Below are 26220 nucleotides of genomic sequence, written 5' to 3'. Positions count from 1 at the left end.
CGTTCTTGCAGTCCGTTACAGGCCCCCGGGGACGGGCTGGTCCCGTCCGATAAAGGCGCCCTGTTGTTTCAATGTTTCCTGCAATTTTTCAATGGGGATGTCACGGGGTATCCGGTTTCCGGAGAGCGCCAGCGCTGCCGCGGAACCGGCGGCCTCCCCCATCGCGAAACAGGCACCGGAGACCCGGGCCGCCGACTGGCCCTCATGGGTCATCGAGGCGCAGCGGCCGGCGACCAGGAGGTTGTCGACGCCCTCGGGCACCAGCATCCGATAGGGCAGCTCGTTATAGCCGCGCGATTCCGGGATCGGCGGGAAGGTGAAGACGACATCGCCGGGAACATGAGCCTCGATCGGCCAGCCATTGACGCCGATGGAATCCTCGAACGAGGCGCATCCGAGCACGTCCTCGCCGCTGAGCTGGTAGCCGCCCTTGATGCGGCGGGTCTCGCGGATGCCGAGCTGCGGCGGCAAATCGACGATGTAGGACTTTTCAAACCCCGGCACAGTGCTGCGCAGGAATTCGAAGGCGGCGAGTGCCTGCTTGCGGCCCTCGATCTCGCCGCGGGTGAGGTCGTCGGGCTCGATACCGTTGATGGCATGGCCATCCTCGCGCGCGACCTGCGTGAAATTCACCCGCCATTCGATGCCGGATTTCTGCGGTCGCACGATCGCGCTCTTGCGCGGGAATTTGTGCGTGCCCGCGGCAAGCGCCTTCTCCATCAATTGCGGAATGGTCCGCCACGCATCGCCAGCCCTCTCGGGATCGATGCCGTTCAGGCGCAGCATCATCGAGGGGTACATCGGATGGCCGTGCTCGTCGCCGAGTTCGAACGGCGCGCCGGCCCAGACGGCGAGATCACCGTCACCCGAGCAGTCGATGAAGATCTCCGAGCGAACCGCCTGCCGGCCGGCCTTGGTCTCGACCATCAGCGCATCGATGCGGCGGTCGTCGCCCATCACCACGCCGGCACCAAGGGCATGGAAGAGGATGTGCACCTTGTGGCTGGCGAGCAGTTCGTCGGCCGCGATCTTGTAGGCCGCGGTGTCATAGGCCTGGGCGAAAACCTTGCCGAGGATCAGATGTGGCGCGTTCAGCCCGTTCAGGCGATCGATCCGCGCCAGCAACTCGGACGCCATGCCCTGAACCAGCCGATGCGCCTCGCCGTAGACATTGCCGTGCAGGCCGCAAAAATTGGTAACGCCGGCGGCAGTGCCCATGCCGCCGAGGAAGCCGTAACGCTCGATCAGCAGCGTCTTCCGCCCTGCCCGCGCGGCTGACGCCGCTGCCACGATGCCGGCCGGCCCGCCGCCGAGCACGACGACTTCATATTCGCCGTAAAGCGGCACCTGGCGCGCTGGTTCTTCGATCGTCATGGCCCGCATGGCGCGTCCTATCCCTGAAAATCCTTGCTTGGGCCCGACTATGAATTAACGCGGCCCGAGCTACAATCCACCAAAATAGGCGATCAGCTTTCGCGAATCGAGAAAAGTCGACATGGACATCCTCGTGAACCTCCAGGCCTTCCTCGCCACCGCGGATGCGGCCGGCTTCTCCGCCGCCGCGCGAAAGCTCAATGTCTCGACCTCGGTCGTGGCCAAGCGCGTCACGCAGCTGGAGGCACGGATCGGCACGCCGCTGTTTCACCGTTCGACCCGGCAATTGCGGCTGACCGAAGCCGGACAGCGCTACGTCCATCGCGCCCGCGGCGTCGTAACCGACGCCACCGATCTGCTGTCGCGCATGGGCGAGAAGGGCCACGATCTCGTCGATCACCTCCGAATCAAGGCGCCGACCTCGCTGACGGTGGCGCGCCTCGCCGACGCCTTCAGCGCGTTCCAGACCCAGAACCCGCGACTAAAACTCGAGATCGTGCTGATCGATCGCCCGGTCGATCCCGTCACCGAGGGTTTCGACATCGCCATCGGCGCCTTCCCGCATTCCTTCGGCGGCGTCATCGACGAGCCGCTCTGCGCGCTGAAGCGGCTGCTCTGCGCTTCGCCGGCCTATCTGAAGAAGCACGGCACACCAAAACATCCGCGCGACCTCGTCGAGCACCGCTGCCTGAGTTTTCTGCCGACCGGCCCGGAATGGATCTTCGACGGACCGCGCGGCCGCATCAGCATCCAGGTCAGCCCGCTGCTTTCCTCCAACGAGGGACACGTGCTGGCGCGCAGCGCCATTGCCGGCAACGGCATCGCGTTGATGTCGCATTACCTCGTCGCCGATGCCTTGCGCGACGGCACGCTCAAGCCCGTGCTGCGCGACTTTCCGATTCCGGAATTGTGGGTCAAGGCAGCAATCCCCGAGCGGCGGCGCAACGCCGCGGCGGTTCAGGCGCTGCTCACCCTGCTGAAAACGTCCCTCGTATCGTCGCTGTAGGCTGTGTCGCGGCGGTTGCTCCCGCAGCGCGAACCTGAGAGAAGGGCCGCCATGGATTCGATAGCCGTGAAATTCGCCCTGCCCGTCTTGACCGTCCTCGCGCTGTCGGCGACTCCCGCCGCAGCCGTCGAGCAGAACTGCCGCTTCATCCAGGCCAAGGCCGATCGCGAGGCCTGCTACAGACGGCAGGAGGAAGAACTCGCGGCGAAGCGCAAGCCCGCGGCGCCGGCCGGCGAGAGCAAGACGCTCCAGTCGCTGCAGCAGATGCGGCAGGACGACGACGCCGTTTACCGCAGCATCAACAACATCTGCCGCGGCTGCTGACCCTCAGCCTTTTCCGTCGCCCCAATTCGCCGCCCGCTTCTCGGCGAACGACGCCAGTCCCTCGGCCGCCTCCGCGCTCTGGCGCTTGACCGAATGCAGGTGCACGAGCCGCGTATAGGCGGCGTCATCCACCGCCATCCCGCCGAACGAGCTCTCGAGCGCGAGGCGCTTGGTCTCGGCCATCGCCTCCGGTCCGTTGGCGAGCAATTGCTCGACCACCTTGGCCCCGGCGGCCTCGAGATCGGCGAGCGGCACCACCTCATGCACGAGACCGATGCGGCGGGCGTCCTCCGCACCGAAGCGTTCGCCAGTCAGCGCGTAGCGGCGGACTTGCCGCACACCGATGGCATCACAGAGCTGCGGTATGATGATCGCGGCGGTCAGGCCCCAGCGCACCTCGGTGATGGAGAACAGGGCGTTGTCCGCCGCGATCACGACGTCGCAGGCCGCGATCACGCCGGTGCCGCCGCCAAAGCAGCCGCCCTGCACCAGTGCGACCGTCGGGATCGGCAGCGTGTTGAGCCGCTGCACCGCCTCGAAGGTCGCACGCGACGCCGCCTCGTTGGCATCAGCCGATTGCGGCCGCACGCCGTTGATCCATTTGAGGTCGGCACCGGCCTGGAAATGCTTGCCGTTGCCCCGGAGCACGACGACGCGCAAATTGGGCTTCTTGCCGAGATCGTCCATGGCCGCGAGCACGCCCGCGATCAAAGCGCCGTCATAGGCATTGTTGACCTCCGGCCGGTTCAACGTGACGGTCGCGACCCCACGCTCATCCAGGGTCCACAGGACGGGACTGTCGGTCATCGGTGCTCCTCCGCTCATTTGTTTGGCGCGCACTATGGCCGAGGCTCTACGCGTTGATCCATATCTTTCCGGCGTAGGGCGGCCGCGTCCATCGCATGGCGGCTTGTGTCATGCTGGCGCCGGGCGGTACCGAGAAATCAGGGACGGGACATATATATGCGCATCTGCATTTTCGGCGCGGGCGCCGTCGGCAGCCATATCGCGGTTCGGCTGGCCCGCGCCGGCCACGAGGTCAGTTGCGTGATGCGCGGCGCGCATCTGGAAGCCGTCCGGGCCAATGGCCTGAAGCTCCGCGTCGGCGATTCCGAGGTCAGCGCCAAGGTGAACGCTTCCGGCGATCCGGCCCAACTCGGCCCCCAGGACGTCGTGATCTCGACGCTGAAGGCGACCGCGCTGACCGGGCTGGTCTCCAGCATCAAGCCGCTGCTGCAAGACGACACCGCGATCGTGTTCGTGCAAAACGGCATTCCCTGGTGGTATGGCATCGGCCTGCCGCCGCGGCATCCGACCCCGCCGGACATTTCGTTCCTCGACCCGGGCGGGCGCTTGCGCGCCTGCATCCCGAAGGAGCGGATCATCGGCGGTGTGGTGTTCTCCTCCAACGAGGTGACCGCACCCGGCGTGGTGCATAACCTCACGCCGGACCGCAATCGCCTGCTGATCGGCGAATGCGACGACCGCAATTGCGAGCGTATCACGAAACTCCGCGGCGTCCTGAACGATTCCCGGCTGGACTCGCCGCCGGTTGCCGAGATCCGCGAGGCGATCTGGTCAAAGCTGCTGACCAACATGTCGCTGTCGGTGCTGTGCCTGCTCACCGGCCAGACCGCGCGCGGCGTGCGCGACGATCCCGCCTTCACGGACGTCATTCCGCGCATGCTGAACGAGGCCAACAACATCGCGCAGCATTTCATCCCCGAGGTCAAGCGCGTGACCCGCAGCGGCCCCGCTCCCAACCACAAGCCGTCGCTGCTGCAGGATTACGAGCTCGGCCGCGCCATGGAGATCGACGTGCTCGTCAAGGCGCCCGCCGCCTTCGCGCGCGCCGCCGGCCTGTCGACGCCGACGCTCGACCTGATCGCCGCGCTGGCGATCCAGAAGGCGCGGGACAAGGGGCTCTATTCGGCTTAATTCTGGGCGTGATCTTTTCGGAAAGCCGCTGCACACTTTTCCGGATCATGCTCTAGCCTCAGCCGAGGCCGTCGATCCAGGCCGCAAGCGTGTCGAGCACCTCGGTAAGCGCCTGCTCGTTGCTGCGGCCCGACTTTTTCAGCACCGCGAAGGAGTGATCGCCACCCTCGACCTCATGCAGCGTCGCCTTCGCCCCGAGCGCCGCGATGACGGGCTTGAGGATGCCGAGATCGGCGAGCCCATCGCGCGTGCCTTGCAGGAACAGCATGGGGATTGCGATGCCGGCGAGGTGCTCGGCGCGCTCGGCCGACGGCTTCTTGTCGGCGTGCAGGGGAAAGCCGAGGAACGCGAGCCCTCTTACGCCCGGCAACGCCGCCTTGGACTGCGCCTGCGACGTCATGCGCCCGCCAAAGGACTTTCCGCCGGCGACGAGCTTCAATCCGGGGCACAGCCGCGCCGCCTCCGCGACCGCCGTGCGGATCGCAGCGTGCGCGACCGCCGGCTGGTCGGGGCGTCCCTGCTTCTTCTCCATGTAGGGAAAATTGAAGCGGAACGTCGCAATGCCGCGGTCTGCGAGACCCGCGGCGACCTTCTCCATGAACGCATGCTGCATGTCGGCACCGGCACCATGCGCCAGCACGTAGCAGGCACGCGCATTGTCTGGCTGCGTCGCGATCGCCGAGACCGCGCCGATGCGCTCGATGTCGAGCTTGAGCTCTTTGGTTTTGACAGCCACAATCAGCAATCCTGACAGACGCGCCTCCGGCCGCCTTGGTAGCGTCACCGGCGCAGCCTGAAAACACAATAATTGCCGCCAAAAGCTGGCCTACCAAGCCGGAAAGCCGCATCGACCGAGGTGACCATGTCCTACCGCTCCTCCTGGATGACCGAAGATCTCGAAATCTTCCGCGACCAGTTCCGGAAATATCTTGCCAAGGACCTGGCGCCGCATGCCGAAAAATGGCGCGAGCAGAAGATGGTCGATCGCTTTGCCTGGCGCGGGCTCGGCGAGATGGGCGCGCTGCTCGCAAGCGTGCCGGAGGAATATGGCGGCCTGGGTGCGACCTTCGCCTATGACGCCGCGGTGCTCGACGACCTCGAAAGCACGGTGCCGGAGCTGACGACCGGCGTCTCCGTGCACAGCGCCATCGTCGCGCACTACATCCTCAACTACGGCTCGGAGGAGCAGAGGAAGCGCTGGCTGCCGAAGATGGCCTCCGGCGAGATGGTCGGCGCCATCGCCATGACCGAGCCCGGCACCGGCTCGGACCTGCAGGCCGTCAAGACCACCGCCAGGAAACAGGGCAATGCCTACGTCATCAACGGCCAGAAGACGTTCATCACCAACGGCCAGGCCGCCGACCTCGTCATCGTGGTCGCGCGCACCGGCGATGTCGGCGCCAAGGGCATTTCGCTGATCGTGGTCGAGACCGCAGGCGCGGACGGCTACAAGCGCGGGCGCAACCTCGACAAGATCGGTCTGCACGCCTCCGACACGTCCGAACTGTTCTTCGACAACGTCGCGGTGCCGCCGGAAAACCTGCTCGGCAATGAGGAAGGGCAAGGCTTCGTGCAGCTGATGCAGCAATTGCCGCAGGAGCGCCTCGCGCTTGCGGTCGGCGCCGTCGCCTCGATGGAGCGAGCGGTCAAGCTCACCACCGAGTACACCAAGGAACGCAAGGCGTTCGGCAAGCCGCTGATGGACTTCCAGAACACCGCGTTCACGCTCGCCGAGCGCAAGACCGAGGCGATGATCGCGCGCGTTTTCGTCGACTGGTGCATCGAGCGCCTGGTCGCAAAAGACCTCGACACCGTCACGGCCTCGATGGCGAAATACTGGTGCTCGGACAAGCAGGTCCAGACCGCCGACGAATGCCTGCAGCTGTTCGGCGGCTACGGCTACATGCAGGAATACCCGATCTCGCGCATCTTCATCGATTCCCGCATCCAGAAGATCTACGGCGGCACCAATGAGATCATGAAGCTGCTGATCGCCAGATCTTTATGAATCGTGTCGTTGTAGCTCAGTTCATCGCGCGCGCCAGTCGCGCGGCCGGCAGCCGAAACGCTGCTTGAAGCGCCGCGTGAAGTGGGACAGGTCCGAGAAGCCCCAGTCGAACGCAATGGTGCCGATCGCACGGCCGCCCAGAGCCGGATCCTTCAGGTCGGCCGCCGCGCCTACGAGGCGGCGGTCCATCACATAGTCCGAAAACGTCGTGCCCGAGCGCTCGAACAGCTTGTGGACGTAGCGCTCGCTGATGCCGACGGCGCCGGCGACCATTGCGACCGTCAGTCCCGGCTCGCACAGCCGCTCGTGAATGGCGCGGCGCAGCGCCAGCGCGGTGGCGTCGGCAAAACTTGCGGCTTCCGCCGTCTGCGCCCGCGAGCGGCGCGACAGGCTGAGCGCAACGAGATCGAGCAGCACGTCGAACAGCCGAACGCCGTCCTCCTGCGCCATCCGCAATGCGCCGGCATTCAGGGAGCGCGCGGTCTCGACGATGAGATGACCGACATGAGGATCGTCGGACACGCGCTCGGCCCTGAAATCGAACGACGGCGGCAGCCGGTCGCGCAGGGCGCGCGACGGCACCCAGAACGAAGCGACCTCCAGGGTCGGACCGCGATCGTGCAGCAGCGTCACCTCGCGGTCGCTGTCGACGATGCCGACCTGACCGCGCGACAGGCTGACCTCGCGACCGTCCTGGAGCATGCGGCAGCGCCCGGCGAGCTTGAAGTTGAGATAGAAGCAGCTCTCGCGCGATGCCGCGATATCGGCACGCGAACGATTGACGGTGTGCTCGGGAAACAGCACCCGGTTGATTGCGCCGGTGCCGAGCCCGATCGTCTCCACCTTGGCCGGGAAGCGCGACGTCGTCGCCGATTCCGGGGTCAGGTTCATGAATGCCTGGCAGATCGCCTCGCGGTAATAGGAAAACTGCTCGTCCGGCCGCGTCTCCGCGGTGTTCCAGATGACGTGCCGCGGCCGGCTTGTGGAATTGACCTGTTCCATCAGTTCGCTCCGAGACCAATCCGGTTCAGCGCCAGACAAGCGCGCGGCATCGCGACCGGTTCAATATGGCGGCACCAACGACCGACGCTCAGTCGGCAAGGCCATCGCCCCGCCGATCTAACCAGCCTTCCGAGGGAGCCACAACATGTCGACCTACGTTCTCGTTCACGGCGCCTGGCACACCGGTGCCGAGCTCGAACCGGTCGCAGCGCCGATCCGGGCCGCCGGCCATCAGGTCTACCTCCCGACGATCAAGGGCAACCGCCCGGGCGATGCCAAGACGACGGGACTGAAGGAGGCGATCCAGTCCATCGCCGACTATCTCGCCGAGAACAATCTGACGGAAGTGATCCTGCTCGGTCACTCCTATGGCGGCATGGTCATCACCGGCGTAGCCGACCTCGTGCCCGAGCGTATCCGCCGGCTAGTCTACTGGAACGCCTTCGTGCCCAACGATGGCGAATCGCTCAACGACATGGTGCCGCCGCACTATGTCGGACTGTTCGACATGATCGCGGCCGAGCGCGGCGACGGCTCGGTGGTGCTGCCCTTCCCGATCTGGCGCGAGGCCTTCATCAACGACGCCGATCTCGAGCTGGCGCAGCGCGCTTATGACATCCTCAATCCGCATCCGCTGAAGACCTTCAGTGACAAGATCGCGCTGAAGACCAATCCGGCCGGGATGCAGCCGGCAAAATCCTACATCAACTGCACGGAAGACACCGCGCTGCCGCACGGCTACCCGTGGCACCCACGCCTGTCGGAGAAGCTCGGCCTGTTCCGCCTGGTGCAGGTGCCGGGCAGCCACGAACTGTGCTTCTCGGATCCGGCGCGCCTCGCCAAGGCGATCATGGAAGCAGGCCGCGACTGAGCCGTTCCAGGCGATTGATCGCGCGGCCGCCGTCGCCACTCACCTCATCCGCCTGTCGGCGGCGACGAAGTCGATGAAAGTCCGCACCTTCGCGGAGAGATATTTGCGGCTGGGATAGACCGCGAAAAGCTTTCCTTCGAAAAGGACCTGCCCGGGCATGACATGCTCGAGGCGGCCAGCGGCAATGTCTTCGGCGACCAGCCATTTCGGCAGGAAGGCGAGGCCCATGCCTTCCAGCGCAGCCATGTGCAGCAGCGTTTCGTTGCCACTGCGCAGCACCGGATTGAGCTTGACGGTCTCGGTGCCGTGCTCGCCTGCAAAGGAAAAGCTTTCGCTCGGGTAAAGTGCATAGTGCAGCAGGGATCGGCCGGCGAGATCGGCGGGCTTGGTCGGGCGCCCCGCGCGATCGAGATAGGCCGGCGCACCGACCATATGGAAGGCCACCTTGGTGATGGGACGCGCGATCAGCGCCTCGTCGGGTGCGCCGGTCGCCCGCAGGGCGAGATCGTATCCCTCCTCGACCAGATTGACCATCCGCCCGCCGAGATCGACGTCGAGCCGCACGTCCGGATAGCGGGCCTGGTAGTCCGCCAGCACGCCCGCGAACATCGCATTCGCCATCCACACCGGCGCTGTCAGCCGCAGCGTGCCGTGCGGAACGACGGTCGCATTGCTGACGGCAGCCTCGACCTCATCGAGCGAGTCGAGCATCTGCCGCGCCTGCTCGAAATAGAGCACCCCGCTCTCGCTCAGGCTGACGCGCCGGCTGGTGCGGTTGAGCAGCCGCGTCCCCAGCCGCTTCTCGAGTTGCATCACATGCTTGCTCGCCATGGCAGGCGAGATGCGCAGGCGCTGTGCCGCGGTCGCGAAGCTCTTCAGCTCGGCGACCAGGCAAAACACCCTCATACTGACGAGAGAATCCATGAGATCATCAACACCACGGAAATGAACCAATCCCGGAGCGCATAATGATCAAATGCGAGGAAACTATCAAATGGTGGCAACCCTCAAATTTTGGAGAACCAACGTGTCCACCACCGCCTTCGAGACTGCCTCACCCGACCGCACCCTTCGCATCGGCCTCTGGAGCGCACAGGGCCTGATCTTCCTGGTCTTCACCTCGGCCGGGCTGGTGAAGCTGCTGACGCCCATTCCCGAGCTTGCCGCGATGATGCCCTGGGCCGGGCAGTATTCCGAAACGTTCGTCCGATGCATCGGGCTGATCGACCTTGCCGGCGGGATCGGCATCCTGCTTCCCGCGCTGACGCGGATCCTGCCGCGGCTGACGGTGCTGGCCGCGCTGGGCTGCACGGTGTTGCAGGTGCTTGCGCTCGTCTTCCACATCTCGCGCGGCGAAGCGCCGGTCACGCCGCTCAACGTCGTCTTGCTCGCGCTCAGCCTGTTCGTGCTGTGGGGACGCGGCCGCAAGGCGCCGATCGCGGCTCGGCAATTTTGAGCGGCAGGACAGCCCGGCCATGACCTCCGCCAACGGATGGTCCCGCAGAGGCCTGCTCGCCGGCGCGTCGATCCTCACGGCCGGCGGCATCGCCGCGGCCAAGGAGGATCGCCTCATTGAGGGCGTCGTGATCCTGATCGACAGCAACGAGCCCTATGTCATGGGGCATGCGATCAGCTACTCGGCCAACCTCGCAAGGCATTTTGCCGACAGGGGTGCGAGACTGCTGATCGAGGTCGTCGCCAACGGCAAGGGCATCGACGTCTTCCGGGCGGACAAGACCCCGCTGGTCGAGCCGCTCGCGACGCTGCGGCAGTCGCTGCCCAACCTCAGCTACAGCATGTGCGCGTCGTCAAAGGCGATCGCGGAAGCCAAGGAGCGGGTCTCGATTCCGCTGATATCTGGTGCCAGCCTCGTCCCCTTCGGTATCGGCCGCGTGGTCGATCTGCAACTCGAGGGCTGGGCCTGTATCCATGCGTGAGAGGCCTCGTGCACCCGGCATGACACTGTCCAGGCGAACGCTGCTGATGGCGGCGCCGGCGATCCTCGCCCCTCCATGTCCAAGCCGCGCGCAGGGCGGCGATCCCGCCTGGCCGCCGGTGTTCGAGGCCGGCCGCAGCCAGTTTACCGTCGTGCGGCCTCGCGCAACGATGCCGCAGCTCAGGCTACAGGACCTGCATGGAAAAGACGTCGTGCTGACGGCGCGGCAGGGGCGGATCACGCTCGTCAATTTCTGGGCCACGTGGTGCGCGGCCTGCCGGCTCGATCTGCCTGTGCTAGCAAGCCTGGCGGGATCGCGGCCGGACCGGCTCGATGTCGTCGCGATCTGCACCGACACGAAGGACCTGCACAAGATCCGCGCGTTCCTCGGCGGTCTCGCCGTGCAAACCCTGACCTGCTACGTCGATGCGTATGGCACGACGGCGGAAGCCTCAGCCTCGGTCTTCACGCTCGTCGGCATGCCCGTGACCTATCTGGTCGGTGCAAGCAATCACGTCGAGGGTTACATCACCGGCGCCCCCGACTGGCTCTCGCCAGCGGGCGCGCGGCTGCTGCAATTCTATCTCGAGCAAGCCTGATCCGCTCAATTCGGGTGCCACCAGCGGCCGCCGATGACGACGCCCTCGGAGACGATCTTGCGGTCACCGATCAGGTGCTCGCCGACGACGTCCTCATAGTCGAACTGGCCTCGGCTGACCGAGATCAGCGTGGCGTCGCCGACGCTGCCCGGCTTGAGGCTGCCGAGCTCGGGACGCCGCAGCGCCATTGCCGCGTTCACCGTCGAGGCGGCGACCACGTCGGACAGCTCCATGCCCATGCACAGGAACTTCGACATGGTCGTCACCTGGTCGAAGGCCGGACCGTCGATGCAGAGCTGATGGATGTCGGAGGAGATGGTGTCCGGATAGAAGCCGTTGGCGAGCATGGCGCGCGCGGTCTTGAAGGCGAACGAGCCCTTGCCGTGGCCGATGTCGAACAGCACGCCGCGCTCGCGCGCGTCCAGCACCGCACGCTTCACCGTGCCCTGCGCGGTCGCGGGCGTGTTGGGGAAGGGGCGGAACGCATGGGTGAGCACGTCGCCGGGACGCAGGCGCGCCAGCACCTCCTCATAGCTCGGCGGCGGATGGTCGATATGCGCCATCAGCGGCATGCCGACCTCGTTCGCGACTTCCAGTGCGATGTCGAGCGGCACGGCCCCCGACGTGCCCGAGGAATGCAAGCCCACGCGGACCTTGATGCCGACGATGAGGTCGCGATTGGCATCCGCGACCTTGGCCGCCTCGATCGGATTCATCAGCCGCAGCTCCTCGCTCTCGCCGACCATGATCCGGTGCGAGAAGCCGAAGATGCCGGCATGCGAGACATGTAGGTAAGCGAGGATGCGGACCTGGCTCGGCTCGATCACATGCTTGCGGAAGCCGGCGAAATTGCCCGGTCCCGCGCTGCCGGTGTCCACCGCGGTAGTGACACCGGAGAGACGGCAGAATTCCTCGGCGTCGATTCCGAGCGAGGTGCCGCCCCAATAGACATGGGTGTGAAGATCGATCAGTCCCGGCGTCACGATGAGCTGCGAGACATCGCGCACGTCGGTGCCCGGATCCGCCTTGAGCCCGGCGCCCACGGCAGCCACCTTGCCGCCCGAGAATGCGACATCCGTCACGGCGTCGAGCTTCTGGGACGGGTCGACCACACGGCCGCCGCGCAGGATCAGGTCGAAAGGCATCATGGTCTCCGGATGGGGCAGTGAGGCACGGCCGACAGGTCGGCGAGGCCAGGAAGGAAGTCTGTTGCTTCTAGCAATTCCTGCGCCGGAGGGCCTGCCAAATGGCGGCCATTACCCATGACAAAATGGCGATCCCGGCATGACTCGAACATGCGACCTACGGTTTAGGAAACCGCCGCTCTATCCGGCTGAGCTACGGGACCGCGGAACCCGCCGGCTGGCAGGTTACCTGGAGCTGTACATACCAAAGCGGTAGCGGGACCGGAAGCCCTTCGCTCGGCCGAATGCGGATATCTGCCGGCGGCCTCTACGCCTTGATATTGTTGTCCTTCACCACCTTGCCCCAAGTGGCGACCTGCTTGTCGAAGAACGTCTTGAAGGCGGGGCCGTCCTCGAGCAGCAACGTCATCTGCTGCGTCTCCTTGAGCTGGGCGGCGGTCGCGGGCTCGCTCAGGATCTCCCTGGACGCCGTCGCCATGGCGGAGACGATGTCGGGCGGTGTGCCTGCGGGGGCGAAGATGCCCCACCAGGCCAGTGTCTCGAAGTCCGGAAAGCCCGCCTCGATCGCGGTCTGCGTATCCGGCAGGCCCGGCAGCCGCTCGCGGCCGAGCTGCAGGATCGGACGGAGCATGTTGGTGCCGAGCTGGGCTGCGACCAGCGCCGCCGATCCCGCGATCAGGTCGACATGGCCGCCGAGCACGTCGTTCATGGCCGGGCCGCCGCCGCGATAAGGCACGTGCATGATCTCGACGCCGGCCTTGTTGCCGAGCACGGTCATGGCGAGATGGCCGAGCGTGCCGATACCGACAGAGGCGTATTTCACCGCACCCGGGATTGCCTTGCAGGCTGCCACCACGTCGGCAAAGCTCTTGTAGGGACGGCCCGCACCCGCCGCGATCACGTAAGGCGCGGTACCGATCAGCAAGACCGGCATCAGCTCGCGCTCGACATCGACGGGCGGCTTGTCGAGGATGGACGGGATCACCGCGTGGGAATCGAAGGTCACCAGGAACGTCGAGCCGTCCGGCGGGCTCTTGGCGACTTGCGCCGCGCCGAGCGCGCCGGCGGCGCCCGACTTGTTCTCGACAATGACGATGCGGTTGAGCTTCGTTTGCAGATGGCTCTGGAGCAACCGCGCCATCGCATCGGTCGATCCCCCTGGTGGAAACGGCACCACCAGCGTGATCTTGCCGGCTTGCGCCGCCGCCGGTGCGATTGCGAGGATGGCCGGCGCGGCCAGCAGCGTGCGTCGTGTGATCGTCATGGTCCCCTCCCTTGGGTGTGCTGCGCCCGGCTTTTGCTCTTTGGCGCTTAGGTCGTCCCGAAACCCGACCCCGCTTTTTTGTATTCTGGCCGCGGCGGACTGAAGATGTCCAGCACGCGGGCGCCGTCGGGCCCGGCGCGCATGGTGTGCGGCACGTTGCCGGGCGTGCGCCAGAAATCGCCCTTCTTCACGGCAATCTCCTCCTCGCCCTGGACGCGGATGGCGGAGCCGTCGAGGAGCACGCCCCATTGCTCCTCGGGATGATGATGCAGGGTGCCCTGCGCATGCGGCGCCAGCGTCACCACCGACAGCATCGCCTGCTCGCCGGAGAAGATGCGCGTGGTCACCCCCGCGGCGAGTTCGCGAAACAGCCCGTCGCCGGGATTATCGATATTGTGGAATTCGTCCTTCTGGCTCACGCTACTCTCCCCTTCGTTTCGGTCTTGTCAGGATTTTCCATACGAGCCCTGGTAGCGGCCCTCGCGGATCGCCTTCAGCGTCTCTTCCTCACGCGCGACCTGGGCGCGGACCGCTTCCAGCAGCGCCGCCGCGCCGGCCGCGGGAAACGACACCACGCCATCCTCGTCGCCGACCACGATGTCGCCGGGCGAGATCACGCTACCACCGACAGAGACCGGCACGTTGATCTCGCCGGGGCCGTTCTTGTACGGCCCGCGGTGGATCACCGCGCGGGCGTAGCAGGGAAAATCGTCGCCGGCGAAGGCCGCGACGTCGCGGATCGCGCCATCAATCACATAGCCTTCCGCTTTGCGCCATTGCGCGATGTTCTTCATGATCTCGCCGACCAGCGCCCGCGTCTCGTCGCCGCCGCCATCGACCACGATGACGTCACCCGGACCGACCAGCTCGAGCGCACGGTGGATGGCGAGATTGTCGCCGGGACGGGTGCGCACGGTGAAGGCCGTGCCCACCAGCTTGCCGCCGCGATGATAGGGCTTCAGCCCCACCGCGCCCGGCAGCCGGGCGAGATTGTCTGAAATGACCGAGGTTGGCGCACCGCGAAAGCCCTCGATGATCTCGGCGGGCGGCTTCGGCACGCTGTTCGTTGCGATCGTGATCGTCATATCCAGGAATCCTTATTATTCGGCGTGCGCCCGCGCCTTCGCCGGCATGATCCGGAAGGCGCGCCCTTCCTTCATCCACGCTGCGCGCTCGTCGCGCAACAGCGTGCGGCGGACTTTTCCGGAATCATCACGCGGCGGGCCGCTGACGATCTCGAAACTCTCCGGGTGCTTGTAGCGGCTGAGCCTGTCCTTCAAAAAGTCCGCCATGCCGTCGGCGATGGCCTGACCGTCCGCGCCGGGCTCCGGCTCGATGATGGCATGCACGCGCTGGCCCAATTCCGGATCGGGCAGTCCGACCACCACGCAGGAGCGCACGCCGGGACACTCGGAGACCGCGGCCTCGACCTCGGCCGGATAGATGTTGGCGCCGCCGCGCAGCACCATGTCGGCGAGCCGGTCGCCGACATAGAGATAGCCTTCCGCATCCAGCCTGCCGATATCGCCGAGCGATTCCCAGCCGTTGGCGCGGCGCTTCGGCTCGGCGCCGAGATAGTGATAGGTGGCGTCCTGGCCGTCATTGTTGAGGAAATATGTCTCGAAGACCGCATTGCCGTTGGGCAAACCGATCGCGACGAAGTCGCCGGGCTTGACGCCCTTGGCGGCAAACGCCCGCGCGCGCCGGTTGGCGCCGCGCTCGAGCTCGTCCCATGTCAGCGTGTCCTGCCCGTGACGGACGGCGATCGTGCCTTGCGGCTTGCGCTCGGCGTACCAGCGCGGCACATCGGACAGGGGCAGCAGCATCAGGCGTTTCCACTTCGTCTTCTTGGCGTCGCCCCAGGGCGAGGCGATCACGGGATGAAGTGTAACAGCCGGGGCCAACCCTTCAAGACGCAAGCCTTCAAGACGCAAGCCTTCGAGAACCAAGCCTTCGAGACGGAGACCTTCAAGACATCCGCATCAATGCTCTGCACCGCAACCCGGACTATCGAACAGCGCCGCAAGGCCGCATTTGGACGTCAGCATCTTGTCGCCGTCATGCCCGACGCCGGCCACGTCCCATACCTTGTGATTGGGCGTGCCGTGGTCGCGCTTGGCCATCGCATCGACATAGGCATGGCCGCGGGCGTAGCGATACGGCCCCTGCGCTTCGGCCATGCAGCTCTTGTCCAGCGCGGAATGTTTCGGATTGGTGTCGAGGGTGCCAAGCAGGTAGATCACCTCGCGATCGACATATCGCTGCTCGAGCGCGGCCGGTGTCGCGTCCGCGAGATAGGGCGGGCGCGCGTCCATGCCGTATTTCCAATTGTTGAAGCCCGCGCAGGATGCGGCGATGGCCGGTACGGGCCGCACATTGCTGAAATAGGCGTAGGACGAAGGATTGGCGACGACGTAGCGCACTTCGATGTGCTGGCGCGACAGCGCCGCCTCGCCCTTGCCGGCGATGGCGTAGCGCTGCGCGACCTGGCCGCCGCCGGAATGGCCGGCGACAACGACCTGTTTCAGGTTCGGGAAAATGCGCCGGTCCGAGAGTTTTGCCAGGATCGCATCGAGCGCCTCGAAGGACGACACCGGGTTCGGCGCCAGCGCGGCATCGCCACCCTCCCATCCCTCCAGCGACCAGCGCAGCGTGTCCGCAGGCAGCTTGTGCGCGACGACATCGATCTCTGCCAGGAACTGCGGCACGATCATGAGCGCGCTCTTGCCGTCGTCGCCCGCTGCGATCTGCGCGGAATGGGCCGAGATATAATATTCATCGGCATTGCGCAGGCGCCCGTGCAGCACGATGATCGCGCGCGAGATCGCCGGCAGCGGCAGCGACCAGTCGCTGGAGAGATAGAGCGGCAGCATGCCCTGGCCGCCGACCGGGAGCCGCGCGTCGGCGATCGCTCTCACGGGCTTGCGGTTGGGCGCATCCTCGTCGGCTGCGAACGCATGGCTGGACACGAGCGTCAGCGCGATTGCAGCGAGACAGGCCAGCGCTCTCATGACGAACATTCCCCTTCGAATTCAAATCGATAAAAGTCTAAGCGCATCCCATGCCGCTCGGCTGTGACTCCCGGGCCACGTCAAGCAAAAAATGTCAGCATTGCAGCCATGAAATTCCCGGGTTCCATGGGTGACAAGCCGGCGATAAAGGGGCAAAAATCCGGCTCGACTCAGTTCGGGTTGAGTTTTGCAAGGAATGCTCTCGTAGAATGTCGAACGCAGTTGCATCGCGTCGTGCGGCGCTTGTCGTTGCCGCAGCAGGATTTTCCCTGCTGACGACGTCGCATGCCCATGCGCAATGGTGGAAGCGCGCGCCGGTCGATTTCGAGGAATGCGCCGACGCCGCCGAGAAGGCCGCGACCAAGGCCGAAAAGACATCCGCGCTCGCCGACTGCAACGCGAAGTTCGCCGGCCGGCGCAAGACAGGCGGCGGCTATTCCTATTACGACTTCCTCCAGGACCGCACCTTCGACATCGCCGGCCCCAATCCGACGCCGGAGGAGCAGAAGAAGATCGACGAATCCTATACCGCCTATCTCGCCAATCAGCGCCGCAGCAATGAGGCGGCCCGGGCCACCGCGCGCCAGCAGCGCGAGCAGCAGGAACAACAGGCGCAGCAGCTCCAGCAGATCGCGCTGCGCACCGAGGTCGCGCGCGTGCCGGTCCCGGTCGAGCGGCCGAAGGTGCTGCAGGCTGCGGTCGGCGAGACGCGGCCGCGGCCGAAGGGCGCGCCCTGCATCAAGGGCTCGTTCTCCTGCGAATGGCCGCGGCTTTCGGATGGATTGAACGAGCTGAAGAAGCTGTTCAACCCGACGCCGAGCAAGCCCGCGAAGAAGGGCTGAGCCAGCCACAACCGTCATTGCGAGCGCAGCGAAGCAATCCAGATTTTTTCCGCGGAGGGATTCTGGATTGCGTCGCTGCGCTCGCAATGACGGGTTGGATGTAGATTCGCACCTACATTCTCAGTTCGGATGCTTCTTCTTGCTGCGCTTGGGAGTCACGACCGGCGCATTCGTTGGCGCCGTCGCCGGTGAACTGCCCAACTGCGACCTGCTCTCCTGCAATCGCCTGTCATAGCCGGGAGAATTCATGACCGTCGGCGGCCTCGCAAAGGCGAGCGTCGATCCGCAGCAGAGCCCGGCCAGCGCGAGCCCGATCATCAAACAACGCCTCATCGCGTTCCTCCCTCGCACTCATGCGCTACCCGCGTATCTGTTGCGGTGTCAGCCCGGGCGGACCCTTGCCCGCGACTTCAGCTTCCTTGATCAGCGCAACAATGCGGCGCATCAGCGGCACGTCGATGTTGTTCTGCTCCGCGAGCGCGATGACTGCGCCCTGGAGATAGTCGATTTCGGTCCTGCGGCCCTGCTTCAGATCCTGCCACATCGAGGAGCGCGCCTCCGGATCGATCTTCATCGTGCGTCCCAGGATCGCGTTGAAGATCATGTCGGGCAGCCGCAGCAAGGTCGGCGTCCACCTCATCGGGATCGGCGTCGCCGAAACCGGATTGATGCCGGCGGCCTTCATCGCAGCCAGCCCCTCCGCCATCTGGTCGGCGAACAGCTTTCGCCAGTCGCGGTTCGCCAGTTGCGCGGCGAGCGGCATGTCGGACAAGGCGCTGAGCGCGTTGTTCAGGTTGATGATCAGCTTGCCCCATTGCACGCCGGCGATGTCGCGGCTCGCGCGCAGGGTGAGCCCCGGCACCGACAGCGCGGCAGCCGTATTGTCCGCGTCCTCGCCAATATGGATGTCGCCGGAGGTCGAACGGTGGAAACGGCCCTCGCCCATCGCGATGACGTTGAAAGGCACCATGCCGGCGAGCACGCGCCGGTCGCCGAGGCGTTCGCGCAGCACCGCGACATTGCCGACACCGTTTTGCAGGGAGACGATGACGGCGTCCTGCGGCGCATGCTGCGCGATCTGATCCGCCACTTCGGCGGTGTCGGCGCTCTTCACCGTGACCAGCACGATGCCGGCGCTGTGGAAGATCGCGGGATCTTCCGACAGCGCGAACTGGCCCGCCTCCAGCTTCTTCCCGGAGCCGTCGAAATCGGTCAGAAGCAGGCCGAACCGCTCGATCTCGGTCTTGACCCGCGGCCGCACCAGCAGCGCGACGCGGCGGCCGCCGGCCGCCAGCATGCCGCCGGCGAAACAGCCGATGGCGCCCGCGCCGGCCACCACGATCGATCGATCCGTAACCACCAGACCTTGCTCCCTGAACGACCCGCCTTCGATAGCAGAGGCGAGGCCGCCTGCCCATGGAACGGTTGCGGTGCAATCGCCTTGTAACCGTCATGAGAGCCTCATATGTTTTTGAACGGGGCTTGTTATCGGCAGGAGAACGCCATGGGTTTGCTCGACGTCCTCAACGGAATGCAGAACGGCCCGCGCGGCCCGAGCACGCCAAGTTCTGAGAAATCCTCCAGCGGCATGTCGCCGATGACCATGGCGCTCCTCGGCCTGCTCGCCTGGAAGGCTTTCAAGCATCTGACAGCCAACCAGTCCGGCAGCGCGCCACAGCCGTCCCCGACGCCGACGCAGCTCCCCCCGCCGGTGAATGCAGGCCCAGGTGGTGACCTCGGAGGAGCACTTGGCGGAAGCGGCGGCCTCGGTGACCTCTTGAAGGGCGGCCTTGGCGGCCTGCTCGCGGGCGGCGCGGCCGGCAGCGTGCTCAGCGGCGGGCTCGGTGATCTCCTCAACCAGCTCCAGCAGGGCGGCCATGGCGAGACCGCAAGCACCTGGGTCGGCAAGGGTGAGAACAAGGCGATCGCGCCCGGCGATCTCGCCAAGGCGCTCGGCGCCGACCAGATCGAGAGCCTGTCCGCCCAGAGCGGCCTGTCGCGCGAGGAGCTGCTCTCCGGCCTCAGCCAGTACCTGCCGCAGGTGGTCGACCATCTGACGCCGGACGGGCGGCTGCCGACCGAGAACGAGATCTCGGGCAGAATCTAGTCAAATTGTGATCTACGCGTTCTCGGGAAGGGAAGCACTGTCATGAGTTTCGGCGGCCTGTTGTGGATCATCGTCGTCGGCTTCATCGCCGGCCTCATCGCGCGCTGGCTCGCGCCGGGACCGAACAACCCGAGCGGCTTCATCCTCACCACCATCCTCGGCATCGGCGGGGCGTTTCTCGCAACTTTCATCGGCCAGGCGATCGGGCATTACGGCCCGGACCAGGGCGCCGGTTTCATCATGGCCACGATCGGCGCGGTGGTGGTGCTGTTCATCTGGCACCGCCTGGTGGCCAGCGGCGTGATCAAGGGGTGACGGCGCTAACCGTCGCGTGAGGAGGCTCATCTGCCTCCTCATCGTCATCGCGAGGAGCGAAGCGACGAAGCGATCCAGAATGTTGCCTTGAATGTTGCCTTGGAGGCAGCCTGGATTGCTTCGCTTTGCTCGCAATGACGAGTTCACGTAACCAAATGCATCCCCGCGTCCATGCGCACGACCTCGCCGGTCATGTTGCTGGAGGCCGGCATCGCCAGGAAGCAGACCAGCTGGGCGATGTCTCCAGCGGATGACGCAACCTTCAGCGGCACCTTCGCCACCACGCTGTCGCGGACCTGCTTGGCCTGTGCCTCGCCGCGGCCCTTGGTGAACCAGGGCGTATCGATATAGCCGGGACACACGGTGTTGACGCGGATCAGCGGCGCCAGCGCGCGCGACAGCGACAGCGTCATGGTGTTGAGCGCGCCCTTGCTAGCGGCATAGGCGATCGACGAGCCGACGCCGCTGATGCCGGCAACCGAGGATATGTTGACCACGGCGGACGGCCGCTCCGAAGCCTTCGCACCCGCCTCGAGCAGGCTGCGGGCGGCGCGCACCATCTGAAACGGGCCGATGGTGTTGACGCCGTAGAGACGCTGGAAATCGTCTGCCGACAATCCGTCGAGATCGGCATGAGCGACATGCTTGGTCGTACCGGCATTGTTGACGAGCACGTCGAGCCTGCCCCAGCCGCTTGCGGCCGCAACGATCCTGCGGCAATCGTCATCCTTCGAGACGTCGCCCTGGGCGACCAGCACCTCGGCCGCGCCCGCCTTGCGGCAGAGCTCTGCCGTCGCCTCGGCCTCCTTCTGGCTGGACGAATAGTTGATCACGAGCCGCGCCCCGCTTCGTGCGAGAATTTCCGCGGTCGCAGCGCCCAGGCCGGAGGCGGACCCCGTCACGATTGCGCACAGACTGTCTTTTGCCATCCGGATTTCCTTCCCCGTTATTAAGTTGCTGGCCCTGTTTAGCGAGTTTGCCGCGCCCTGCAAATCGAGCAAACTCCGCTAAGCGGAATTAGTCCAGATCGGTTGTTGCGCCCATGCCCGCGCCGCAGGTTGACCTGCGATCAACGCTTGTCAGGGCCATGGCTTTTTCGGATCATCGGGCGCAAGAAGAACCTGCGCGCCTCGCCCGCCGGGCCGGACGCGCCAATGGCAAAACACGGGGAACGCTGTGGCGGAGAGTGACAATATCGTCGTCGAGACCGCGGAGAAAATCTTCGCCGATCTCGCCGATCCGCAAACCATCAACAACGACAGGAAGGATTCGTGGCAGGCGCCGTTGTGGCAGGCGCTGAGCGAAGCCGGCCTGCCATTGTCCTGGGTGCCCGACGATCTCGGCGGCTCCGGCGCGAGCCTTGCCGACGGCTTTGCGCTTCTCAACGCCGCCGGCCGCTTCGCGGTCGCGGTTCCCCTGGCCGAGACCATGCTAGCGGGCTGGCTGCTGGCGCAGGCGAAAATTGCTTCTCCCGAGTGCGAGATGACGGTGCTGCCGGCATCCCCGAAGGATCGCATCACGCTCGCCGCCGACGGCTCGCTCTCCGGCCGCGCCCGCGGCGTGCCGTTTGCGAAAGCGGCCAAGCACTTTGCTGTGCTGGCGCACGGCAGGGACGGCGCCTCGATCGCACTGGTCGACGCGAGCAAGGGCCGGATCGAATCCGGACTCAATGTCGGCTACGACCACAGCGACACCGTCACGCTCGACAAGGTCCAGCCCGTCACCCTCAGGCCCGCGCCGAAGGGTTTTGACCAGACCACAATGATGCTGATGGGCGGCGTCGCGCGCAGCCTTCAGATCGCGGGCGCGCTGGAAGCGATGCTCGACATCTCCGTGCGCTACTCCAACGAGCGCGTCGCGTTCGAGAAGAAGATCTCGAAGTTCCAGGCGGTGCAGCACAATCTCGCCCGTCTTGCCGGTGAGTCCGCCGCCGCGCTTGCCGCCGCGACCTCCGCCGCCGACGCCATTGCCAACGCAAGGACGTTCGACGACGAGGTCTATCTCGAAGCCGCTTCGGCCAAGATCCGCTGCGCGGAAGCGGCCGAAAAAGGCGGCGCCATCGCGCATCAGGTGCATGGCGCGATCGGCTTCACCTTGGAGCACATCCTGCACCGCTATTCGTTGCGGGCGCTGGCCTGGCGCGACGATTTCGGTTCGGAGAGCCACTGGGCCGTCGAGCTCGGCAAGCTCATTGCCAATCGCGGCGCCGACGAATTGTGGCCGCTCGTGGCTTCGCGCTGATCAGGGGACGAGACAACAATGACCGCTGCCCTTCGTTTCGATCCGATCCGCCTGCCCGAGAAGTGCGAGCAATTGCGCAAGGAGGTGCGCGCGTTCCTTGCCGAGGAGATCGCCGCCGGCACCTTCGATCCGCACAAGCCCAACCGCGAGGACACCGACGCGCCGGAATTTTCCCGCCGGGTCGGCGCCAAGGGCTGGCTCGGCATGACCTGGCCGAAGAAGTATGGCGGCCAGGAGCGCTCGTTCCTCGAGCGTTACGTCGTGACCGAGGAGATGCGCGTCGCCAATGCACCGACGCGACGGTTCTTCGTCGCCGACCGCCAGAGCGGACCGGTGCTGATCAAATACGCGCCTGAGCACATCAAGATGGACATCCTGCCGCGCATCTGCCGCGGCGAGATCTGCTTTGCGATCGGCATGAGCGAGCCGAACTCCGGCTCGGACCTGTTCGCGGCAAAAACGCGCGCGACCAAGACCGACGGCGGCTATCTCATCAACGGCACCAAGATCTGGACGTCGTCGGCGCACATCGCCGACTACATGATCGCGATCTTCCGCACCTCGCCGCCGACCAAGGAGAACCGCCGTCACGGCCTGACGCAGTTCCTGGTCAAGATGAAGCAGCCGGGCATCCAGGTGAACCCGATCGGCCAGATCACCGGCCAGTACGAGTTCAACGAGGTCGTCTTCACCGACTTCTTCGTGCCCGACGATCACGTGCTCGGCGAGGTCGACGGCGCCTGGAAGCAGGCGACGAGCGAGCTTGCCTATGAGCGTTCGGGTCCCGAGCGTTTTCTGGAGACCTATTACGTGCTGACCGAGCTGGTCCGCGCGGTCGGCCCCAATCCGGACACGCGCAGCGCCGAAGGCATCGGCCGCCTGGTCGCGCAGCTCCACACCATGCGCCGCATGTCGGTCTCGGTCGCCGGCATGCTGCAGGCCGGCAAGGAGCCGGTGGTGGAAGCCTCCATCGTCAAGGACATCGGCACGGTCTGGGAGCAGCAGCTTCCGCACCGCGTCCGCGATCTGGCGGCGTTCGTCGAGGAGACCGCGACCAACCGCGAGACGCTGGAGCGGCAGCTCGATTTCGCCATCAAGACCGCGCCTAAACTCACGATCCAGGGCGGCACCACCGAAGTGCTGCGCGGTATCATCGCCCGCGGGCTTGGTTTGCGCTAATTCAATCGAGGACATCATGAGCACCTATCAAGATATCGGCGTCGAGAAAGTCGGCCACGTCGGCACCATCGAGATCCGTCGCCCGCCGCTCAACTTCTTCGACATCTCGCTGATCAACCAGATCGCGGACGCGCTCGACGAATTCGACCGCGACATCGAGATCCGCAGCTCAGTGCTTTCGGCACAAGGCAAGGCGTTCTGCGCCGGCGCCAATTTCGGTGATCCGGCGCGGCAGGCGCAGGAGGCGCGCGAAGCCGAGAAGAAGGGCGATCCAGCCGACAATCTCGGCCCGATCAACCATCTCTACATCCAGGCCGTGCGTATCTTCCGCGCCAAGAAGCCGATCGTCGCCGCCGTGCAGGGCGCGGCCATCGGCGGTGGCCTCGGGCTTGCGGTCTCCGCGGACTTCCGCGTCACCTGCCCAGAAGCGCGCTTCTCCGCGAATTTCACCAAGCTCGGCTTTCATCCCGGCTTCGGCCTGACGACGACGCTGCCGGAACTGATCGGCAAGAACAACGCCGAGCTGATGTTCTACACAAGCCGCCGCGTCACCGGCGAAGAAGCCGTCAAATGGGGCCTCGCCAACGAGCTGGTGCCGCAGGACCAGGTGAAATCAGCCGCGATGAAGCTCGCGGGCGAGATCGCCGAATGCTCCCCGCTCGGCCTCCTCTCCACCCGTGCCACGATGCGCGCCGGCCTCGCCGACCGCGTCATGGCAGCAACCAACCACGAGCTCGCCGAACAGACCCGCCTGCGCGCGACGGAAGATTTCAAGGAAGGCGTGAAAGCCACGGAAGAGCGGCGCGCGGCGAATTTCAAGGGACGGTGATTTAGTTTGCGCTTCGCCGCGTGGCTCCGCCATCGCCGCATACTCTGGGGTCGTCCCGGCCTTCGCCGGGTTGACAGTTTTGCTTGTTGCTCGCTATTTCCGCCCCACCACCAGCGCATCCACGATCGTCACACCCTGCCCCTCCGGATGCACCAGCACTGGATTGAGCTCGATCTCCGCGATCTCGGCCGCATGGCGGGCTGCCAGCACCGAGACGTCGGCGATCAGTTGCGCCAGTGCCGCGACATCCGCCTTGGCCGCCCCGCGAAAGCCGCTCAGCAGCGGCGCGGCCTTCAAGGCGTTTAGCATCGCGTCCGCCTCCTCCGCGCTTACCGGCGCCGGGCGGTAGACGACATCGCGGAACAGTTCCGTGGTGATGCCGCCGAGGCCAACCATCACCATCGGCCCGAACGTCCCGTCCGTCATCGTGCCGACGATGATCTCGACACCCCGCCTCGCCATCGGACCGACCAGCACGCCCTGGATCGCGGCCTCCGGCCGATGCTTGCGCGCATTGTCGAGCAGGGCCTCAAAGGCCAGGAACACCTCGCCCTTCGTCGTGATGTTGACGCGCACGCCGCCTACCTCGCTCTTGTGCGCGATATCCGGCGACTGGATCTTCATCACCAGCGGAAAGCCGACGCGGGCGACGGCTTCGTCGAGCCCGCCCTTGTCCTCCACCAGCACCTCATCCGGCAGCGTGATGCCGGCGGTGCGGAGCAACGCCTTGCTGTCGGCCTCGGACAGCGCGGGCGACTTGAAATATGCCGAAAGATCGTGCGCCGGCGGCCGCGCCTCGTCCGCGGGCCTCGGCAGCTTGAAGCTGGCATAATCGACGAGTTGCCGCATCGCGACTCCGACATGAGTCAGGCCCGTGAGCACCAACACGCCGGATCTGGCGAGCTCGCGCCGCGCGAAATCGGACGGCACGGTGTAGGAATAGAACACCACCGGCTTGTGCTGCGCTGCCAGCGCCGGCGTCAGCTCTTCCTCTTTGAACGGCTTGCGCACCTCGCTCGAGAGCGACAGCACGACCAGGATCGCGTCGACTTCGTCGCAGGCGGTGAGCAGATCGACGCTCTTCTGCAGGCCACCCGAGGTCACGCCCTGTGCGGTCACGTCGATCGGATTGCGCGCGGTGCCGTAGGACGGCATCAGCTGCTTGATCCCCGCCTGGATCGGCTCTGAGAGCTCCGGCACCCGCAAGCCTTGAAGGGCCACAGCATCCGCGCCCCAGATGCCCGCACCGCCGGAGACCGTGACGACGGCAACGCGATCGCCCTTCGGCAGGGGATTGCTGGCGAGCACCGCGGCGATCGTCAGCGCTTCGTCGAGATCGTTGGAAACAATCAGGCCATATTTGGCAAACACCGCATCATAGGCCGCCGACCAGCCGGCCATGCTAGCGGTGTGCGACGCCGCCGCGCGCTGACCTGCGCCGGAGCGCCCGACCTTGGTGACGATGACAGGCTTCTTCAGCTCAGCTGCCCGCCGTGCAGCGGCAAGGAATTTGTCGACGTCGCGGATGCCTTCGATGAAGAGCAGGATCACATCCGTCGAAGCGTCCTGCACCAGATAATCCAGAAATTCGCCGGCGCCGAGATCGGATTCATTGCCGGTGCTGACGACATAGCTCACGGCGACGCCGATCGCCCTCGCACGGTGATAATAAGCAAAGCCGATGCCGCCGCTCTGCGCGACGATGCCGATCCGCTTCGCCGTCGCGACGAGCGGCACCACGCCCGGCTTGACGTCCACGGCAGGACTGAACGTTGCCGCCACGCGCTGCATCTGGCTGAAAAAGCCCTCGGCGTTCGGACCGGAAATTCGCATGCCCGTGCGTTTGGCCAGCGTTGCGATCGAATCCTGCATCGCTGCGCTGTCGCCGCCCTCCTCGGCAAAGCCGGAGGAGATGATCACGGCGTTCTTCACGCGGGCGGCGGCGCATTGCTCGAGCGCGGGAAGGACCGCGCGGGCGGGGATGACGATGACGGCGAGATCGATCGGCACGCCGATCTCGGCGACCGACTTGAAGCAGGTGAGCCCGTCGATCTCCGCGTAGTTGGGGTTTACCGGGTAGATTCTGCCGGGATATTCGTTCTTTCGCAGCATCGCGAGCAGCCGGCCCGGAATCTTCTCGTGATCGCGCGAGGCGCCGATCAACGCGATGCTGGCGGGTGCGAAGAAGCTGTCGAGCGGATGCGGCATGTTGAATCCCTGCTCTTATGT

Annotated in this window: 29 protein-coding genes and 1 tRNA gene; 14 read left to right on the top strand and 16 right to left on the bottom strand. The window is 65.7% G+C overall.

Features of this window, described 5'->3' with window-relative positions; genetic code table 11:
- Positions 1 to 15 precede the first annotated feature (15 nt).
- Positions 16 to 1383, bottom strand: a complete 1368-nt coding sequence (locus tag NR187_RS00940; RefSeq protein WP_211386209.1) for an FAD-dependent oxidoreductase — start codon at positions 1381 to 1383, stop codon at positions 16 to 18.
- A gap of 112 nt (positions 1384 to 1495) precedes the next feature.
- On the opposite strand from NR187_RS00940, the gene NR187_RS00935 reads away from it, so the two are divergent.
- Both NR187_RS00935 and NR187_RS00930 read left to right on the top strand, forming a co-directional pair.
- A complete protein-coding gene (locus tag NR187_RS00935; RefSeq protein WP_256805509.1) occupies positions 1496 to 2380 on the top strand; it encodes a LysR family transcriptional regulator in 885 nt (294 codons plus the stop codon).
- Between the two features lie 51 nt (positions 2381 to 2431).
- Complete coding sequence (locus NR187_RS00930; RefSeq protein WP_256805508.1) at positions 2432 to 2704, top strand: hypothetical protein; 273 nt, start codon at positions 2432 to 2434, stop codon at positions 2702 to 2704.
- Positions 2705 to 2707: 3 nt separating this feature from the next.
- Here the strand turns inward: NR187_RS00930 and NR187_RS00925 are convergent, their stop codons facing one another.
- Positions 2708 to 3511, bottom strand: coding sequence for an enoyl-CoA hydratase-related protein (locus tag NR187_RS00925; RefSeq protein ID WP_211386206.1), 804 nt, complete (start codon positions 3509 to 3511; stop codon positions 2708 to 2710).
- 156 nt (positions 3512 to 3667) lie between these two features.
- Here NR187_RS00925 and NR187_RS00920 point away from each other — a divergent pair, with 156 nt between their 5' ends.
- A complete protein-coding gene (locus NR187_RS00920; protein WP_256805507.1) occupies positions 3668 to 4642 on the top strand; it encodes a ketopantoate reductase family protein in 975 nt (324 codons plus the stop codon).
- Positions 4643 to 4700: 58 nt separating this feature from the next.
- Here NR187_RS00920 and NR187_RS00915 read toward each other — a convergent pair whose 3' ends face one another.
- The gene (locus NR187_RS00915; protein WP_256805506.1) at positions 4701 to 5378 is read right to left on the bottom strand and encodes an alpha/beta family hydrolase; all 678 of its coding nucleotides are present in this window, start codon (positions 5376 to 5378) and stop codon (positions 4701 to 4703) included.
- A gap of 126 nt (positions 5379 to 5504) precedes the next feature.
- On the opposite strand from NR187_RS00915, the gene NR187_RS00910 reads away from it, so the two are divergent.
- The gene (locus tag NR187_RS00910; protein WP_211386203.1) at positions 5505 to 6650 is read left to right on the top strand and encodes an acyl-CoA dehydrogenase family protein; all 1146 of its coding nucleotides are present in this window, start codon (positions 5505 to 5507) and stop codon (positions 6648 to 6650) included.
- A 21-nt stretch (positions 6651 to 6671) separates the two neighbouring features.
- Here NR187_RS00910 and NR187_RS00905 read toward each other — a convergent pair whose 3' ends face one another.
- Positions 6672 to 7652 carry a helix-turn-helix domain-containing protein gene (locus tag NR187_RS00905; protein WP_256805505.1) on the bottom strand — a complete coding sequence of 327 codons (981 nt, stop codon included), beginning with the start codon at positions 7650 to 7652 and terminating at the stop codon, positions 6672 to 6674.
- Between the two features lie 145 nt (positions 7653 to 7797).
- Here NR187_RS00905 and NR187_RS00900 point away from each other — a divergent pair, with 145 nt between their 5' ends.
- Positions 7798 to 8523, top strand: a complete 726-nt coding sequence (locus tag NR187_RS00900; RefSeq protein ID WP_211386201.1) for an alpha/beta hydrolase — start codon at positions 7798 to 7800, stop codon at positions 8521 to 8523.
- A 39-nt stretch (positions 8524 to 8562) separates the two neighbouring features.
- On the opposite strand, the gene NR187_RS00895 is transcribed toward NR187_RS00900, so the two are convergent.
- On the bottom strand, positions 8563 to 9447 hold the full coding sequence (locus NR187_RS00895; RefSeq protein ID WP_256805504.1) for a LysR family transcriptional regulator: 885 nt from the start codon (positions 9445 to 9447) through the stop codon (positions 8563 to 8565).
- Between the two features lie 103 nt (positions 9448 to 9550).
- Between NR187_RS00895 and NR187_RS00890 the strand changes: the two genes are divergently transcribed.
- From NR187_RS00890 to NR187_RS00880, 3 genes are read left to right on the top strand one after another with little or no spacing between them, the layout of a single operon-like run.
- Positions 9551 to 9979, top strand: coding sequence for a DoxX family protein (locus tag NR187_RS00890; protein WP_256805503.1), 429 nt, complete (start codon positions 9551 to 9553; stop codon positions 9977 to 9979).
- 19 nt (positions 9980 to 9998) lie between these two features.
- Positions 9999 to 10460 (top strand): DsrE family protein, encoded by a 462-nt coding sequence (locus tag NR187_RS00885; protein ID WP_256805502.1) that lies wholly within the window; start codon positions 9999 to 10001, stop codon positions 10458 to 10460.
- Between the two features lie 19 nt (positions 10461 to 10479).
- The gene (locus NR187_RS00880) at positions 10480 to 11058 is read left to right on the top strand and encodes a TlpA disulfide reductase family protein (protein ID WP_256805501.1); all 579 of its coding nucleotides are present in this window, start codon (positions 10480 to 10482) and stop codon (positions 11056 to 11058) included.
- Between the two features lie 5 nt (positions 11059 to 11063).
- On the opposite strand, the gene NR187_RS00875 is transcribed toward NR187_RS00880, so the two are convergent.
- The 7 genes from NR187_RS00875 to NR187_RS00845 all read right to left on the bottom strand — a co-directional run bounded on the left by NR187_RS00875 (position 11064) and on the right by NR187_RS00845 (position 16478).
- Complete coding sequence (locus tag NR187_RS00875; RefSeq protein ID WP_211386196.1) at positions 11064 to 12203, bottom strand: amidohydrolase/deacetylase family metallohydrolase; 1140 nt, start codon at positions 12201 to 12203, stop codon at positions 11064 to 11066.
- Positions 12204 to 12329: 126 nt separating this feature from the next.
- Positions 12330 to 12406 (bottom strand) — tRNA-Arg (locus tag NR187_RS00870).
- A gap of 104 nt (positions 12407 to 12510) precedes the next feature.
- Positions 12511 to 13467: a tripartite tricarboxylate transporter substrate-binding protein gene (locus NR187_RS00865; RefSeq protein WP_256805500.1), complete on the bottom strand. Its 957-nt coding sequence runs from the start codon at positions 13465 to 13467 to the stop codon at positions 12511 to 12513.
- A 47-nt stretch (positions 13468 to 13514) separates the two neighbouring features.
- On the bottom strand, positions 13515 to 13886 hold the full coding sequence (locus NR187_RS00860; RefSeq protein ID WP_211386194.1) for a dimethylsulfonioproprionate lyase family protein: 372 nt from the start codon (positions 13884 to 13886) through the stop codon (positions 13515 to 13517).
- Positions 13887 to 13913: 27 nt separating this feature from the next.
- On the bottom strand, positions 13914 to 14552 hold the full coding sequence (locus NR187_RS00855) for an RraA family protein (protein WP_211386193.1): 639 nt from the start codon (positions 14550 to 14552) through the stop codon (positions 13914 to 13916).
- A gap of 15 nt (positions 14553 to 14567) precedes the next feature.
- Complete coding sequence (locus NR187_RS00850) at positions 14568 to 15293, bottom strand: AMP-binding protein (protein WP_256805499.1); 726 nt, start codon at positions 15291 to 15293, stop codon at positions 14568 to 14570.
- A 156-nt stretch (positions 15294 to 15449) separates the two neighbouring features.
- Positions 15450 to 16478 carry an alpha/beta hydrolase gene (locus NR187_RS00845; RefSeq protein ID WP_256805498.1) on the bottom strand — a complete coding sequence of 343 codons (1029 nt, stop codon included), beginning with the start codon at positions 16476 to 16478 and terminating at the stop codon, positions 15450 to 15452.
- Positions 16479 to 16687: 209 nt separating this feature from the next.
- Between NR187_RS00845 and NR187_RS00840 the strand changes: the two genes are divergently transcribed.
- The gene (locus tag NR187_RS00840; protein ID WP_211386191.1) at positions 16688 to 17320 is read left to right on the top strand and encodes a hypothetical protein; all 633 of its coding nucleotides are present in this window, start codon (positions 16688 to 16690) and stop codon (positions 17318 to 17320) included.
- Positions 17321 to 17440: 120 nt separating this feature from the next.
- Here the strand turns inward: NR187_RS00840 and NR187_RS00835 are convergent, their stop codons facing one another.
- Together NR187_RS00835 and NR187_RS00830 are read right to left on the bottom strand one after the other, a co-directional pair.
- On the bottom strand, positions 17441 to 17653 hold the full coding sequence (locus NR187_RS00835; RefSeq protein ID WP_211386190.1) for a hypothetical protein: 213 nt from the start codon (positions 17651 to 17653) through the stop codon (positions 17441 to 17443).
- Between the two features lie 25 nt (positions 17654 to 17678).
- Positions 17679 to 18680: a 2-dehydropantoate 2-reductase gene (locus NR187_RS00830; protein WP_256805497.1), complete on the bottom strand. Its 1002-nt coding sequence runs from the start codon at positions 18678 to 18680 to the stop codon at positions 17679 to 17681.
- 144 nt (positions 18681 to 18824) lie between these two features.
- Here NR187_RS00830 and NR187_RS00825 point away from each other — a divergent pair, with 144 nt between their 5' ends.
- Together NR187_RS00825 and NR187_RS00820 are read left to right on the top strand one after the other, a co-directional pair.
- The gene (locus tag NR187_RS00825; protein WP_256805496.1) at positions 18825 to 19427 is read left to right on the top strand and encodes a YidB family protein; all 603 of its coding nucleotides are present in this window, start codon (positions 18825 to 18827) and stop codon (positions 19425 to 19427) included.
- Between the two features lie 42 nt (positions 19428 to 19469).
- Complete coding sequence (locus tag NR187_RS00820; protein ID WP_211386187.1) at positions 19470 to 19742, top strand: GlsB/YeaQ/YmgE family stress response membrane protein; 273 nt, start codon at positions 19470 to 19472, stop codon at positions 19740 to 19742.
- A gap of 143 nt (positions 19743 to 19885) precedes the next feature.
- On the opposite strand, the gene NR187_RS00815 is transcribed toward NR187_RS00820, so the two are convergent.
- On the bottom strand, positions 19886 to 20671 hold the full coding sequence (locus NR187_RS00815; protein WP_256805495.1) for an SDR family NAD(P)-dependent oxidoreductase: 786 nt from the start codon (positions 20669 to 20671) through the stop codon (positions 19886 to 19888).
- A 247-nt stretch (positions 20672 to 20918) separates the two neighbouring features.
- Between NR187_RS00815 and NR187_RS00810 the strand changes: the two genes are divergently transcribed.
- From NR187_RS00810 to NR187_RS00800, 3 genes are read left to right on the top strand one after another with little or no spacing between them, the layout of a single operon-like run.
- A complete protein-coding gene (locus NR187_RS00810) occupies positions 20919 to 21983 on the top strand; it encodes an acyl-CoA dehydrogenase family protein (protein ID WP_256805494.1) in 1065 nt (354 codons plus the stop codon).
- An 18-nt stretch (positions 21984 to 22001) separates the two neighbouring features.
- Complete coding sequence (locus NR187_RS00805; protein ID WP_211386184.1) at positions 22002 to 23162, top strand: acyl-CoA dehydrogenase family protein; 1161 nt, start codon at positions 22002 to 22004, stop codon at positions 23160 to 23162.
- A gap of 16 nt (positions 23163 to 23178) precedes the next feature.
- Complete coding sequence (locus NR187_RS00800; protein ID WP_211386183.1) at positions 23179 to 23991, top strand: enoyl-CoA hydratase/isomerase family protein; 813 nt, start codon at positions 23179 to 23181, stop codon at positions 23989 to 23991.
- A gap of 93 nt (positions 23992 to 24084) precedes the next feature.
- Here the strand turns inward: NR187_RS00800 and NR187_RS00795 are convergent, their stop codons facing one another.
- Entirely contained in the window at positions 24085 to 26199 is a 2115-nt protein-coding gene (locus tag NR187_RS00795; RefSeq protein ID WP_256805493.1) for an acetate--CoA ligase family protein, read from the bottom strand.
- Positions 26200 to 26220: the final 21 nt, after the last annotated feature.

The organism is Bradyrhizobium sp. Bra64, from assembly GCF_024519875.1.
Taxonomy (GTDB): Bacteria; Pseudomonadota; Alphaproteobacteria; order Rhizobiales; family Xanthobacteraceae; genus Bradyrhizobium; species Bradyrhizobium japonicum_G.
This window is presented reverse-complemented; position numbering and strand designations above follow the sequence as displayed.

Excerpts from the sequence above, each read along its gene's own strand:
- NR187_RS00940 (WP_211386209.1), bottom strand. The coding sequence starts at position 1,383 with ATGCGGGCCATGACGATCGAAGAACCAGCGCGCCAGGTGCCGCTTTAC.
- NR187_RS00935 (WP_256805509.1), top strand. The coding sequence starts at position 1,496 with ATGGACATCCTCGTGAACCTCCAGGCCTTCCTCGCCACCGCGGATGCG.
- NR187_RS00930 (WP_256805508.1), top strand. The coding sequence starts at position 2,432 with ATGGATTCGATAGCCGTGAAATTCGCCCTGCCCGTCTTGACCGTCCTC.
- NR187_RS00925 (WP_211386206.1), bottom strand. The coding sequence starts at position 3,511 with ATGACCGACAGTCCCGTCCTGTGGACCCTGGATGAGCGTGGGGTCGCG.
- NR187_RS00920 (WP_256805507.1), top strand. The coding sequence starts at position 3,668 with ATGCGCATCTGCATTTTCGGCGCGGGCGCCGTCGGCAGCCATATCGCG.
- NR187_RS00910 (WP_211386203.1), top strand. The coding sequence starts at position 5,505 with ATGTCCTACCGCTCCTCCTGGATGACCGAAGATCTCGAAATCTTCCGC.
- NR187_RS00905 (WP_256805505.1), bottom strand. The coding sequence starts at position 7,652 with ATGGAACAGGTCAATTCCACAAGCCGGCCGCGGCACGTCATCTGGAAC.
- NR187_RS00900 (WP_211386201.1), top strand. The coding sequence starts at position 7,798 with ATGTCGACCTACGTTCTCGTTCACGGCGCCTGGCACACCGGTGCCGAG.
- NR187_RS00895 (WP_256805504.1), bottom strand. The coding sequence starts at position 9,447 with ATGGATTCTCTCGTCAGTATGAGGGTGTTTTGCCTGGTCGCCGAGCTG.
- NR187_RS00885 (WP_256805502.1), top strand. The coding sequence starts at position 9,999 with ATGACCTCCGCCAACGGATGGTCCCGCAGAGGCCTGCTCGCCGGCGCG.
- NR187_RS00880 (WP_256805501.1), top strand. The coding sequence starts at position 10,480 with ATGACACTGTCCAGGCGAACGCTGCTGATGGCGGCGCCGGCGATCCTC.
- NR187_RS00875 (WP_211386196.1), bottom strand. The coding sequence starts at position 12,203 with ATGCCTTTCGACCTGATCCTGCGCGGCGGCCGTGTGGTCGACCCGTCC.
- NR187_RS00865 (WP_256805500.1), bottom strand. The coding sequence starts at position 13,467 with ATGACGATCACACGACGCACGCTGCTGGCCGCGCCGGCCATCCTCGCA.
- NR187_RS00855 (WP_211386193.1), bottom strand. The coding sequence starts at position 14,552 with ATGACGATCACGATCGCAACGAACAGCGTGCCGAAGCCGCCCGCCGAG.
- NR187_RS00850 (WP_256805499.1), bottom strand. The coding sequence starts at position 15,293 with ATGCTGCTGCCCCTGTCCGATGTGCCGCGCTGGTACGCCGAGCGCAAG.
- NR187_RS00845 (WP_256805498.1), bottom strand. The coding sequence starts at position 16,478 with ATGAGAGCGCTGGCCTGTCTCGCTGCAATCGCGCTGACGCTCGTGTCC.
- NR187_RS00840 (WP_211386191.1), top strand. The coding sequence starts at position 16,688 with ATGTCGAACGCAGTTGCATCGCGTCGTGCGGCGCTTGTCGTTGCCGCA.
- NR187_RS00835 (WP_211386190.1), bottom strand. The coding sequence starts at position 17,653 with ATGAGGCGTTGTTTGATGATCGGGCTCGCGCTGGCCGGGCTCTGCTGC.
- NR187_RS00825 (WP_256805496.1), top strand. The coding sequence starts at position 18,825 with ATGGGTTTGCTCGACGTCCTCAACGGAATGCAGAACGGCCCGCGCGGC.
- NR187_RS00820 (WP_211386187.1), top strand. The coding sequence starts at position 19,470 with ATGAGTTTCGGCGGCCTGTTGTGGATCATCGTCGTCGGCTTCATCGCC.
- NR187_RS00815 (WP_256805495.1), bottom strand. The coding sequence starts at position 20,671 with ATGGCAAAAGACAGTCTGTGCGCAATCGTGACGGGGTCCGCCTCCGGC.
- NR187_RS00805 (WP_211386184.1), top strand. The coding sequence starts at position 22,002 with ATGACCGCTGCCCTTCGTTTCGATCCGATCCGCCTGCCCGAGAAGTGC.
- NR187_RS00800 (WP_211386183.1), top strand. The coding sequence starts at position 23,179 with ATGAGCACCTATCAAGATATCGGCGTCGAGAAAGTCGGCCACGTCGGC.
- NR187_RS00795 (WP_256805493.1), bottom strand. The coding sequence starts at position 26,199 with ATGCCGCATCCGCTCGACAGCTTCTTCGCACCCGCCAGCATCGCGTTG.